Source organism: Pseudophaeobacter sp. EL27, assembly GCF_900313025.1.
Classification (GTDB): Bacteria; Pseudomonadota; Alphaproteobacteria; order Rhodobacterales; family Rhodobacteraceae; genus Pseudophaeobacter.
On record NZ_OMPQ01000008.1, the window covers coordinates 148,919 to 161,236 of the forward strand.

The 12,318-nt window shown below is 56.2% G+C and carries 14 protein-coding genes; 1 reads left to right on the forward strand and 13 read right to left on the reverse strand.

All coding sequences use genetic code 11. From position 1 onward, the window contains the following. Positions 1–21: 21 nt before the first annotated feature. Positions 22–780 (reverse strand): IclR family transcriptional regulator, encoded by a 759-nt coding sequence (locus ED661_RS05235; RefSeq protein WP_122072882.1) that lies wholly within the window; start codon positions 778–780, stop codon positions 22–24. Positions 781–990: 210 nt separating this feature from the next. Between ED661_RS05235 and ED661_RS22385 the strand changes: the two genes are divergently transcribed. Beyond that, positions 991–1,191 carry a hypothetical protein gene (locus tag ED661_RS22385; RefSeq protein ID WP_122072883.1) on the forward strand — a complete coding sequence of 67 codons (201 nt, stop codon included), beginning with the start codon at positions 991–993 and terminating at the stop codon, positions 1,189–1,191. 188 nt (positions 1,192–1,379) lie between these two features. Here the strand turns inward: ED661_RS22385 and ED661_RS05245 are convergent, their stop codons facing one another. The 12 genes from ED661_RS05245 to ED661_RS05300 all read right to left on the reverse strand — a co-directional run bounded on the left by ED661_RS05245 (position 1,380) and on the right by ED661_RS05300 (position 11,966). Continuing rightward, positions 1,380–1,886, reverse strand: coding sequence for a prepilin peptidase (locus ED661_RS05245; protein WP_122072884.1), 507 nt, complete (start codon positions 1,884–1,886; stop codon positions 1,380–1,382). Between the two features lie 2 nt (positions 1,887–1,888). Beyond that, positions 1,889–2,740, reverse strand: coding sequence for a lipopolysaccharide assembly protein LapB (locus ED661_RS05250; protein WP_122072885.1), 852 nt, complete (start codon positions 2,738–2,740; stop codon positions 1,889–1,891). Positions 2,741–2,768: 28 nt separating this feature from the next. Next, on the reverse strand, positions 2,769–3,377 hold the full coding sequence (locus ED661_RS05255; protein ID WP_122072886.1) for a tetratricopeptide repeat protein: 609 nt from the start codon (positions 3,375–3,377) through the stop codon (positions 2,769–2,771). Then, positions 3,377–4,360: a type II secretion system F family protein gene (locus tag ED661_RS05260; protein ID WP_122072887.1), complete on the reverse strand. Its 984-nt coding sequence runs from the start codon at positions 4,358–4,360 to the stop codon at positions 3,377–3,379. Before ED661_RS05260 ends, ED661_RS05255 begins: the two co-directional genes overlap by 1 nt. Positions 4,361–4,370: 10 nt before the next feature. Continuing rightward, entirely contained in the window at positions 4,371–5,339 is a 969-nt protein-coding gene (locus tag ED661_RS05265; protein ID WP_122072888.1) for a type II secretion system F family protein, read from the reverse strand. Between the two features lie 2 nt (positions 5,340–5,341). After that, positions 5,342–6,781, reverse strand: coding sequence for a CpaF family protein (locus tag ED661_RS05270; RefSeq protein ID WP_122072889.1), 1,440 nt, complete (start codon positions 6,779–6,781; stop codon positions 5,342–5,344). A gap of 41 nt (positions 6,782–6,822) precedes the next feature. Continuing rightward, positions 6,823–8,061, reverse strand: coding sequence for an AAA family ATPase (locus ED661_RS05275; protein WP_122073341.1), 1,239 nt, complete (start codon positions 8,059–8,061; stop codon positions 6,823–6,825). A 157-nt stretch (positions 8,062–8,218) separates the two neighbouring features. Beyond that, entirely contained in the window at positions 8,219–8,848 is a 630-nt protein-coding gene (locus ED661_RS05280; protein WP_122072890.1) for an OmpA family protein, read from the reverse strand. Between the two features lie 20 nt (positions 8,849–8,868). Beyond that, positions 8,869–10,272 (reverse strand): type II and III secretion system protein family protein, encoded by a 1,404-nt coding sequence (locus ED661_RS05285; RefSeq protein WP_122072891.1) that lies wholly within the window; start codon positions 10,270–10,272, stop codon positions 8,869–8,871. Between the two features lie 254 nt (positions 10,273–10,526). After that, positions 10,527–11,387, reverse strand: a complete 861-nt coding sequence (cpaB, locus tag ED661_RS05290) for a Flp pilus assembly protein CpaB (RefSeq protein WP_122072892.1) — start codon at positions 11,385–11,387, stop codon at positions 10,527–10,529. 113 nt (positions 11,388–11,500) lie between these two features. Further along, positions 11,501–11,677, reverse strand: coding sequence for a hypothetical protein (locus ED661_RS05295; protein WP_162930043.1), 177 nt, complete (start codon positions 11,675–11,677; stop codon positions 11,501–11,503). 91 nt (positions 11,678–11,768) lie between these two features. Further along, positions 11,769–11,966: a hypothetical protein gene (locus ED661_RS05300; RefSeq protein ID WP_122072894.1), complete on the reverse strand. Its 198-nt coding sequence runs from the start codon at positions 11,964–11,966 to the stop codon at positions 11,769–11,771. Positions 11,967–12,318 lie beyond the last annotated feature (352 nt).

Genomic DNA, 12,318 nt, shown 5'->3' on the forward strand with positions numbered 1-12,318 from the left:
CAGCGTGGCTCCGGTCTCTCCTCAGACCTCGGCCACGTTGCATAGCTGAATGGCTCCGCTGATCTTTGTGGCAAGTTCGGGCAGTTGGCGCCCAATGTTATGTCTGTACTGCGTTCCAAACCGGCGCACGGGGCCCACGGCGCCGACGCTAAAGGTGGCCCCGATATTCCCAATGGTGACAGGCGCCGCGACGCTTGAAATACCGATGTCGATCTCCTGGTCGCAATCGGCAAAACCCTGGCGTCGGATCACATCGAATTCTGCAAGCAGGTCTTGTCGGGTGGTCTTTGTGTGGTCGGTATAGGCCTGAAGGCTGCCTTGCATAATTGTGTCCTGGAAGGTTTCTTCCGCAAAGGCGGCGATGGCCTTGGAACAGGAGCAGGCATGCATCGGGCGCTCCCCGATACCGGGGTGGATGAAGGCGCGCGCTGGGTCTTCAGGTGTTTCCACATGGATGATTTCGACTTTGCTGTCTCGAAAACGCGCTAGAAATACTGTTTCATTAAACGCCGCCGCCGCACCTTTGAGCAATGGGGCAGCAACGCGACGCACATCCACGTCCGACTTTCCCAATAGGGCGATGCGGATCAAGCGCTCTCCGATCACGTAGCGACCGTCATCGCCTGGGTCATCGATCAACCCCTGTTCCTGTAAGGTTTGTACCAGACGATAACAGGTGGGCTTTGGCAGCCCGCTGGCGACCTGTACTTCAGTCGCACTGACGGGACGGCCAACCACCGCAATGATTTCGAGTAGATTGATGAGGCGTTCGAGATGCATTTGGAATGTTTGCTATTATTTTGTGAGATATGTTCTTACAGAGTGAGAGAGAATCCGCGTAAAGATCAAGCAATTTCTCGGCGCACAAGATGTGAACAGGTGTCACCTCAACTTTAAAGGCAGAAAATCCGCTGAGGAATATGGATGTAACTGGACGGTTCTCGCGCCGGAAAGGCGCTGGAAGAGATCAAGGCCACTGGTGATTGCCAGATGGATGAATTGACCCGTTCAGATGATGATCCCGGAGATCTCTTTGCGGCGATCCTTGGCCAGGAAGGAACAGGCACCGAGCTCGAGATGGACGGCAGTCAATTCGACCGAGTGTTCGCAGACGGGGATGTCTTTGCCTTCGGCGATCTGGATGTTGCCGTGATGCCCCTGGACAAACGCGCCCCTGCGCGACCTATGTGACTGGCGATGCGGCGTTTATTGGTGACACGTTGCTTATGCCCGCGTCAGATACCGGCGGACATGCGCTGCGAGACAGGAAATCAGTAAATCGGGCTCTAAGCAGTGGTTGGCTTTGATACCCATCCGGCAGAAGTAAATAGCGCAGACGTCACGGGTTCTGGGCGACAGGGCAGTCTGGTCCTGCGAAGCTACTGGCCGAAACAGGCTACCAGAATTAAATAGATCGCCAGGGTACCGCCAAGGCTAAAGCCCATGGGAAACTTCTTTCCCACATTCCAGCTTTGCCATCCCGGCGCCAGACGGCTGAGCGGGGTGAATTTGGCCAGTCTATGGGTGGCAAAGGCGGCCAGCAGGTTGGCGCTATAGATCATGATCAGCGCAGGCAGATCAGCCAGCATCACCAAGGGCGCGGCGGCACCGATGAATTTGGCATCGCCCGCGCCCATGACACCTGCGGAATAGAATAAAAACCCGATGGCGATTCCAATGGGCAGATGCAGCAATTGCCAGCCGTAGTCAGCCCAGGTTGGCATGATGAACAGCCCCAGGATCACATAGACCGCGCCGAGGCAGTCATTGATCCAATTGGGAATGCGCATGGTGGACAGGTCGGTATAGGCGGCCGCAAAGCACAGCGGCAGCACAAAGGGTAAAAACCAGCGGGCAATCTCGGCCGAGCCGGCAAGCATCGCCATGGTCAGCCGTTCTCCAAAGCGCTCAAAGCTTTGGCTGCGGCTTCAAAATGCTGCGGATGGGTGGCAACCGCCTGACGCAGCAGGCCTTCGCCAATCTTGACATCGCCCTGTTTGACCGCAGAAAGCGCCAGCGTGTGCAACAGTTTGGCCTGTTCCGTCTGGGTCATGCTGATCACTGGCAGGTCATAGTTACGCTGGGCACCACGGGCCAGAACCAGGTTGTTCTTGGCGGTGAACAGGCTTTGGTCCTGGTGGATCGCTTCGCCAAACAGGCGCTCTGCTTCGCTATAATCGCCGCGGGTCAGTTTGGAATAGCCCCAGTTGTTCATGATCTTGGCCGGTCTGGTGGTCAGCCCAACCGCTGTTTCATAAAAACTATCGGCGCGTTTCCAGTCCTGATTGGCATCAGCCACCATGGCTTCCAGACGGTAGCGCTGGTAGGTCTCATGGGTGGGGGGAATGGCGTTCAGGGCCTCTTTTGCCTGATCCCAGTCGCCGGTGCGGATCAGGGAATCCGCCAGCCCGAGCCGGTCCTCACTGGTGGCACCTGTCTCGGCAACAACCTTTTTCCAGGCCACGACAGCCTCGGTGTTACGCTTGGCACGGATCAAGGAGGTCGCCAAGCCGCGCTGCAGGTCGATCCTGTCAGGGTTTTCTCGTGTCGCATCGCGGAAGTAATTCACCGCCTGATTGGGGTCCGCGACTGTCAACATGACATCGTTGAGGTTGGTCTCATCGATGACATTCACGTCCTGAAAGGCGCGTTCGACGGTTTCTTCACCATCTTGCTTGACGCATGCCGACAGCGCCAAGGCGCCTGCCAGACAGGCAGATACTAGAAATACATGGCGCATTTTTCTGCGTCCTTTTACTGCTCAGCCTCTAGAGGTTCGGGGATTTGCGAATCGCATAGCTACCCCCGCCCTGTTGCACCAACTTGTAAGTGTTGTTTTCTGTGCTTTGCCCGCCACTATGAGGGGTATTTTCAAATTTTTCGAGGGCCAGGCGCAAATTATCCCGGATTGCGTCACTTTCGCCATTGTTGAGCGCATAAGCCCGCTTGAGGATCTGAACCGCCTCGGCTGTTTTACCACGCTCCAGGAGCACAATACCGAGGTTGTTGTGAGGTTCAGCCCAGTCAGGCGCCTTCTTGGCCGCCTGCCGTAACAGCTCCTCTGCCTGCCCCAGCCGACCCAGCCCCAGATTGGCAGAGCCCAAGCTGGACAGGATTTCCGAGGTCAGCCCGTGATTCAATGTGGCGCGAGTGAAGGCTTCCAGGGCAAGTTCGTATTCCTGCGCCGCCATCAACCGGTGGCCGATAATCAGCGGGTCTACGCTGTCTTTTCGGCTATCAACGCCAGGCGCCCAGAGATTGGTGGAGTTTTGAGACTGGCCCGCCGGAGAACAGCCGACCGCCACCAATGCAAAAGCAAAGGCGGCGGTGCGGGGTCCAAATCGGCGAACGGGCGAAACCCGTTCAATATCTGTCATTAGTGAGTGCCCGTATTGCCCATGTTGGTGATGTTCTTAATCGAGGGGCCGACCAGGATGATCAGCAGCGGTGGAACCGTCAACATCATTGTGGCAAGGGTCATCTTAACTGGCAACTTATTTGCGGCCTCTTCGGCGCGCATCACCCGTTTATCTCGCATTTCTGACGCATAGACCCGCAGGGCCTCGGCGATAGAGGTACCAAAGGCGGCAGACTGGATCATTACGGTGACAAAGGAAGAGATATCCTGAACGCCGCAGCGGGTGCCCATATCCCGCAGAACCTTGTCCTTGTCCTTGCCTGCTTTCATCTCATGCGCGACAATGTTGAATTCATAAGCCAGTTGCGGGTAAGAGGCCTGAAGTTCAGAGGCCACCCGGACGATCGATTGGTCCAGCGACTGACCAGCTTCAACGCAAACCAGCATCATATCCAGCGAGTCCGGAAAACCTGCCTCGATTTGCTCTGTGCGTTCGGCAATGCGACGTGTGACCCAGTATTTTGGCAACATGTATCCGGCGGCACCGGGGCCAATGATGCGGATCATCAATGCCTGGGTGTCAAACTCAAAATCTGCGTTCATCACATAGACATAGAACAGACCTGCCGCCAGCCCGATCAGAGCAAAGGCCATTTGGGCAAAGTGAAAGACCCGCACCGCATCCTTTGATTGATAGCCAGCCTGGCTCAGCTTCAACTCCATCGCCGAGAGCTCTTCGGCGTTCTGGGGCTCAAGGAAGTTAGCGAATTTCTGCAATTGTTCATTGCGGTTTTTTTGACGCAGGCGCTCTTTTTGCGGCTTTGTTTGAGCGTCGGGAGCCTGATTTCGCTGTAGTTTCTTCAGTGGATCTTCGGGTTGATTCAACAGAAGCAGCGCTGCGATCACCACCATGACAAGGCCCAGAAGACCCAAAACCAGCAGCGGGCCAAAGGCACCAAACTGGTCTGTCAGGAAGGTTTCGATATTGGAGAAGATGTTCATTTTCCAGTCCTCAAACCTTGATGTTGGTTAGAACGCGCATCACGAACAGGTTTATCGATAGCATGATGCCAACAAAGAAACAGGCGGGAATGAACCAGGGGTGATCCAAGACTCCATCGTAGTAGTTCGGATCCTTCAGCAGAGTGCCAATGAGCGCCAACAAGGGGAATGCCGACAGAAATTTGCCCGACCACTGCGCCTCAGCGGTGATGGCTTTGACCCGGCGAAACAGTCGAAAACGCGCCCGGATCACCTTGGCCAGACCCGCGAGCACCTCGGCCAGGTTACCCCCGGATTGCTGCTGAATGGTCACCGCGACGGACAGGAAGCGCAGATCCTGAATGTCCAGCCGTTCAGCCATTTCTTTCAGGGCCTCTCCGATATCCCGGCCATAGGCGCTCTCGTCGGCAATGATGCCAAATTCAGTGGCCAGCGGGTCTTCGATTTCATGCGCAACGATCTGCACCGTTGAGTTGAACGGATGGCCAACGCGCAGGCTGCGCACCATCAGTTCCACCGCGTCGGGCAACTGTTCTTCGATCAAGGCCATGCGTGTGGCGGCCTTTTTGTTAACCCAGAAAAACACACCTCCAACGCCCATCACGATCGCGGCAAGGATTCGTGCGGGCAGGGGGGTACTTGTGCCGATGCTCAAGCCAAAGAAGGCCAGGGTGGCGACCCCGGCCATAATCATCATCAGCTGTTTGGGACTAAAGGCAATTGCGGCCTTTTGTGCCTTTTCAGCCAGAATTGAATAGAGCGGGATGGTCTTGGATTTGCCATGCTGCCCCAGCTCTTTGCGCAGCTGCTCCAGAACCTGCTCGCGGCTGCTGCCCTTCTCCATCATTTCCAGACGGCGATTGACCTGATTGTTCAATCGGATGGATTTGCCAAAGGCGACCAGATAGATGCCCTCGACGAGCACGATCACTCCGACAAAGATCAGGATATAGATGACCGGTTCTGCACTCAGTTGCATCTTCAGACCTCCACTTGGCTGGGTTCATAAATCGACGGCGGCAGATCATAGCCCCACAGGCGGAAGCGCTCGGAGTAGTGACTGCGCACGCCGCTGGCGGTGAAGTGACCGATGATCTTGTTGTCCGGGGTCAGGCCAACGCGCTGAAAGCGGAACAGCTCCTGCATCGAGATCACATCGCCCTCCATGCCGGTGATTTCGGTGATCGAGGTCATCCGGCGCGAGCCATCCTGCAGACGCGAGGCCTGCACGATCACATTCACCGCCGAAGAAATCTGACTGCGCACCGCCTTGATCGGCATTTCCATGCCGGCCATGGCGATCATATTCTCCAAACGAGAGATCCCGTCACGTGCCGAGTTGGCGTGAATTGTGGTCATCGATCCATCGTGGCCGGTGTTCATCGCCTGCAACATGTCGATGACCTCTTCGCCACGGGTCTCCCCCACGATGATCCGGTCCGGACGCATCCGCAGGGCGTTTTTCAGACAGTCACGCGGAGAAACTTCGCCTTTGCCCTCAACATTGGGCGGGCGGCTTTCCATCCGACCCACGTGGGTCTGCTGCAGCTGAAGTTCCGCCGTATCCTCGATTGTCAGGATGCGTTCGGAGTTATCAATGAACGAAGACAGCGCATTGAGCGTGGTGGTTTTACCAGAGCCGGTACCACCAGATACAATCACGTTCAGCCGGGTTGAAACCGCAGCCTGAAGATAGGCCGCCATTTCTTCGGTGAAGGCGCCAAATTCAACCAGATCGTCAATGCCCAGCTTGTCTTTTTTGAACTTACGGATCGACACCAGCGAGCCATCCACCGCAACTGGCGGCACCATGGCGTTAAAGCGCGAGCCATCGGCAAGACGGGCATCCACGTAGGGGTTGCTTTCATCGACGCGTCGACCAACAGCTGAAACGATCTTGTCGATGATCCGCATCAGGTGCTTTTCATCTTTGAAGGCGATATTGCTCAGCTGTAGTTTACCGCTGCGTTCGATAAAGATCTGATGGGGGCCATTGACCAGAATATCGCTGACGGTATCATCCTGCAAAAGCGTCTCAAGCGGGCCGAGCCCTGTGACCTCATCATAAAGCTCCTTGTTGAGCGTCATGCGGTCGCCGCGGTTGAGAACGATGCCCTTTTCTTCGAGAATTTCCGCCGCAATGGCCGAGATCTCGCCCCGCAGCTCTGCCTCGGGGGCGGTTTCCAGCGCGGCCAGGTTCAGGTTTTCCAACAAATCGCGGTGCAGCTGCACCTTGATCTCGCTCAGGCGCTCCTGGCGTTTGCGGTCCTTGTCCTGGGCAGTAGCTTCTGCAGCCAGGCGGGCCACCGGCCGACGCAGGCTGGTTTTAGCTTTGGGGCTGGGCGTGGCAGCGACAGCGGCCTCTACCACTGGGGCCTCAGCTTTTGGCTTGGATGATGATTTCTTGTACTTGGAAAACATGAGAGACCCCCCGGTTACTCACTAAATTGGGACAGTAGAGACTAGGCGGCTGCCTCGGCCTCGTTGGCCCCCAGATCGTGCAGGGAGCGCGCCAGTTTGGCGATTTCCTTGCGCAGGGGGTTTTTGGCATTTGATGTGGCCAGAGGCAGCCCATGATCACAGCTCTGGGTGATCGGCTTGCCGCCATCGGGAAGTTGCAGATCAATCGAGATCCCGAGGCTTTCTGCCATCCTCTTGACCCGGCTTTTGCCGCTGAGGTCGGTGAATTTTGGCGCCCGGTTCAGGGCAAAGCGCAGCTTGTCAAAGGGCAGCCCTTCAGATTGCAGCGCGCGTTTCATCCGCAGGGCGTTCTGGGCCGAGCGCATGTCCAACTCGATCAGGGCAAAATAGACATGGGCCATCTGCAATATAGTCTCGGACCATTGCACCAAGGTATGTGGCATGTCGATGATGACAAAATCAAAATGACTGCGGGCCATTTCAATCACGCGTTCGACGTCCTCGACCGAGATGAAATCCAGCGGGATCATGTCGCTAGGCGCGGTTAGAACCTGCAGTTTTTCCTCAAAGGGCAACAGCGCCTGAGCAAAGATATCGGCATCCATTTCTTCGGTTTCGCTCAGCATCTCCATCACCGCCTCGCGACGGGGCAGATCAAGATAGGTCGAAACCGACCCCTGCTGCATGTCAAAATCGAGCAGACATACCGAGGGTGTTTTCTGGGTACTCATCTCAGCCAGTTCCCAGGCGAGATTGACCGCCAATGTGGTCGAACCGGTTCCACCTGCCAGCCCATGACAGACGATTACCGCGCCATCGCGGCCGGCATCACCCTGCAGGGGATGCAGATTGCTGGGCGCAACAGGTTCTGGTGCGGGCGTGCTGAGCCGGTCAATGGCAGCCTGCAGTTCACCTTCCGGCAGCGGGTAGGGGATAAACTCATCAGCGCCCTGGCGTAGCAAGGTGTGCAGCGCGGCAGGGCTGACTTCCTCAGCGATCAAGATCACTTTGATGTCGTGGGTTTTGGCCTGGGTGATGATTTCACCCATCTGTGCCAGATTGGCCTCATCCTCGCTATCCATTGCGAGGGCAACAAATTCTAAGGTCTCGGCTTCGGATTGAGAAAAGAAGGCCAGGGTTTCATTGAATCCCAGATCTCCCCAGGCCTCACCAAGCGCGGTTTCCATGTCTTCAATTAAGAGGTCGAAATTCTGCACGTCGCGGCTGATGGTACAGGCGACAATGGCAGGTGTTTCAGTTTGTGGCATTTCACTGCTCATCGACATTATCCTCTTGGTTTCAAAGCGGCCAGACAAACACGGGTTGTCTGGCTGCCTCTGAGGTTCAATGTCGACGAAGATCTGGGCAAGATTGGGGCCAAAAAGCCCCAATTATTGGGAATTGTTAAGAGGTCTTAAACGGGTGTGATCGGACGGACTAGTCTTCTGCCAGAGTAACGGATTCAGAAAGGGTCAGGCCGGTTTCAGGCTTGGCACTGGCAACATAGTCTCGATAGACGATCTGGGCGTACTTCCCATCCAATAAGGAAGGATGGCGTTTCATAAAGCCGCTGACTTCTGTAACGGTGCGGCGATTGCGGCGTTCCCGCCCATCGGTAAGAACCAGCGGCTGGCTTTCACCAAAAGACACCATGGCCTCCAGTCGGCGGCGATCAATGCCGCGGCTAACCAGGTAGTTCACGGCGGCACGGGCGCGTCGCTGGCCCAATCGTTTGTTGTAGGCAGTACTGCCAACCGAATCGGTGTGACCATAGACGCGGAAGCGGACTTCAGGGAATTGTTTGATCCAATGGGCCTGACGGTCCAGTACTTCGCGGGCCTCTCCATCCAGACGAGAATCGTTAAAAGTGAAGTTGATTGTTGTTGGCACTTCATTGGCAAAGCGCTGCGCCAGTTGGATGGCAAAATCGCGCTCGCCGCTCATCACGGCGGCATTGTTGAGGGCCGCTGCCCCCAGAAGACTGCCGTCTAATGGTGTACCTGCCTGTCGATGGGAACAGGCCGATGCACTCAGAACTAGTCCAAGGATCGCTACATGTTTGATCATCTACCCGGTTTCCTTTTGCTCTAGTCCAATACGTAGCCGTAGGAGCCATTGAAGTCCTGTTTGGCAACTTCGCCTGCCGGGCCTTCCTTGGTGTGGAAGGTGCGCCCGAGCAGGAACAGCTCGGATTCGCTGGGCGGGGTGATGCGGTCCGTCGGCAGGCTGAGGGCCTCGCCGCGGGTCGGGGTCACCAGATGGGCGCTTACGATGATCACCAGCTCGGATTGTTCACGCTGATATTCGGCACTGCGAAACAGCGCGCCAACGATCGGGACATCGCCGAGCCAGGGCACCTGGCCGTTGCTGTCGCGGAACTCATCTTCAACCAGACCGGCAATGGCAAAGCTCTCACCGTCGCGCAGTTCAACTGTGGTCGAGGCTTCGCGACGTGAGAACGCGGGAACCGTAATGCTGTTGGTGGTGATGGAGTTTGCCGAATCGATTGCGGAAACAGCGGTTCTGATATCCAGATTGATCAGGTCGCCATCCACAACGCGAGGGATGAAATTCATCTCAACGCCAAAGGGCTTGAATTCAAGGCCGATGCCGCCGTCGCCATCTGGCACGGGAATCGGAAACTCACCACCGGCCAGGAATTTGGCCTCTTGGCCGGAAAGAGCCGAGAGGTTGGGTTCCGCCAGTGTCCGAACCACGCCCTTTTGTTCGAGCGCTTCCAGCAGAAGGCTCACCTGAAGTGAACTTACGCCAAAGTTGAAAGCAATTGCGCCCTGGCTGCCGTCCCGGGTTGTGATGTTTGGATTGTTGATGCCATTGCTACCGCTCAACCAGCTGCCGGTTTCGCCAAAGACGTGACCGGCACCGCTTGAATTGGTCAGGCCAACCGAAGAGGAAAGCGCTTTGGAGACCGAACGCTGCATCTCAGCAAAGCGCACCTTGAGCATGACCTGCTGCACGCCTCCGACGCTCATCAGATTGCTGACCCGCTCGGGGGCATAGCGCTCGGCCAAGTCTAGGGCGCGTTGCAGACGCGCCGCGCTGGAGACGGTGCCTGATAGCACGATGCCGTCATTGGCGGTGCGGACTTCGATTTTCTCTCCGGGAAGAATCTGGCGCAGCCGCTCTTTGAATTCCGAGACATCTGCCGCCACCCTCACATTTACATTGGTGATCAGCTGACCCGAGGCATCAAGCAGGGTCAGTGTCGTCAGCCCCGGGGATTTGCCCAGCACATAGATGGTGCGATCCGACAGCGAAGAGATATCGGCGATATTGGGGTTGGCAATGCTTAGCTCGGCAAAGGCATCATCGCTTTCAACCACCACCGCGCGGTTCATCGGCACATCTAAGGTGACAGAGGTGCCACGTTTGACCACGCGCAGCCCATTGGCCAGCGATACATCTGGCACAGCCATACAGAGAAGCGATAGCCCAGTTAGAGCTGCCGCCATAAATCCACGAATTCTCATGTGACCTGCCTTTCCGATCACGCCTCATTTTCGGGTCTTTTTGCCCGTTGATTAGCACCACTGTGCTGCAATTTGTGAATTATTGCAAGAATCAAAGGCTTCCGGCGGGGAGTTACAGTCATTCCTCTGTGGGACCGCGGCAACAGACGCCGCCGGACCATCCCAAGAGATGGCCCGGCAACGGAGGTTAAAATGTTGAGAACACAGTCCTTCCAACCCGATCAGGACGCAGGGTTTGGGATTGACGCTGCGCCTTAGTTTGTACAGGGGATCGGGATCTCGACCACCTCGGCGCCACGGCGGGTGCGAATGGTGCAGACCCGCTTTTGCTCGACTGGAGCGGGGGCCAGTTGTTCACCAAGACCCAAAAGGCTGCGCTGGTTCACTTCGATAACCGAAGCAACGGTATTGTCTCCGGCGCCCACCAGCGACAAGGAAAGCCTGCCGGTCGATTGTGCCTGAGCCAGCGAAGCCACTTGTTCCGGCCGAACAGCGACGGTCACAGTCCGGGCAATTCGTGCCCCGTTCACATCGGTATTGGCACTTTGGTCAACGGCGATCAGTTCGATGCTGGTGTCGATGAGCCGGGTAATCTCTTGTTTGCCTCGGTCGTCCCCGCCGCGCACGGAACCCGTCCAGTAGACGTCCACGTTATCGCCAGGGCGCAAGAAGCCAGAGACGCCAGAGTGCACATCAACTTTGATGGCAAAGGCACGCATGCCGGGCTGCAGCTGCGATGTGATCCCCGCGTCTTGGCCAGGAGCGGTCAACTTAACCGCCAAAAGGGCCTCATTTTTTTCCATGGTCCGCAGGACCACCCGCAGGTCACCAGGATTGGCAGAAGGAAAGAGTGCCTCAAGGGTGGTAAAGGCGCCTTCGGGCACCGACTCGCTGGGCCAACGCACCTTGCGAACCAATTCTTTAGTCAGGCGCTCGCCGTATTTCAGTTGCGCATTGGCCACAAAAACTTCGGTGGTTGGGATTGCTTCGGTTCGATTGGCGCGCTCTTGGGCAAGGGCGGTCTGGTGAGCGGAAATATAGTTTTTGGCCATCATCACGGCGCCACCTGCGAGGGCAACCCCGACAATCAGGACCAATCCGAAAACTGCACGCATGGTGAGACCTCTCAATTGGAGCTGAAGCCATCCAGGAAACTGGTACGGCCAAAGCGGTTATGTCGAAACAAATGATGATCTGCCTTCTGCAGATATTGGGCGGTGAACCTCTTCTAGAAGAAGGTCAAGCCTTCCAAGTAGGTTTGGGTATTCGCAGCCACATTTTTAACTGCGGTGGGCATTATGGAAGCAACAGCTGCAATCAGGGTTACCACTGCCGCTGTCAGCATCACCCAATCAACCGTTACCGCTCCATCATCGCTTGCTATAAAGAACCAGATCTTTTTCACGGCAGCCTCGCATGTAGTCAGCTTAGGAAAAGAGGCCGCGTCCTCGGGAAAGGGCGCGGCCTCGAAACTCAAGTACGCTTAAGCGTAAAGCTTAGGTGCCGTCGCCAACAGTGTCTGCACCGTGAGTGGTAATGTAGCTGGCGGTGTTGCCAGTCACGGTGGTGTTAGCGCCTTCGATGGCGGTGTAGGCAGCACCGGCCAGAGCGGCAACAGCGGCGGTCAGAACAACCCAGTCAACGGTCACGGCGCCAGAGTCGTCTTTGCGGAAGTTTTTGATGAATTTGATCATTGTGTTGTCCCTCCAGGGATATCTAAGGTTTGTTACATTACCCGGCGACGTTGTTTCAGGGTCTGTCTCTCTCTCTCACCGACCCTGTGTCGCTTGGATGAGTACATATAGCCGGGTGAGCGTGGCAGGAATTGGGCCGGATTCCGAAAATCACTGCCCAAATTTAACTTTCTGGCAATAATTTTGCTAAGGCACTGTATTTGAACAATTTATAAGTTTACTTTTCGTCAATCATCGGGGCTTTGTAGGGGCGAAGGGCCGCAAATAAGGCGAAACCGCCAGATTTGAGGCTGTAGAACTGGCTTTTTTCGTCGCAATAGGTGAGTCTGTCGGGAAAAAGACCCAAGTGTTG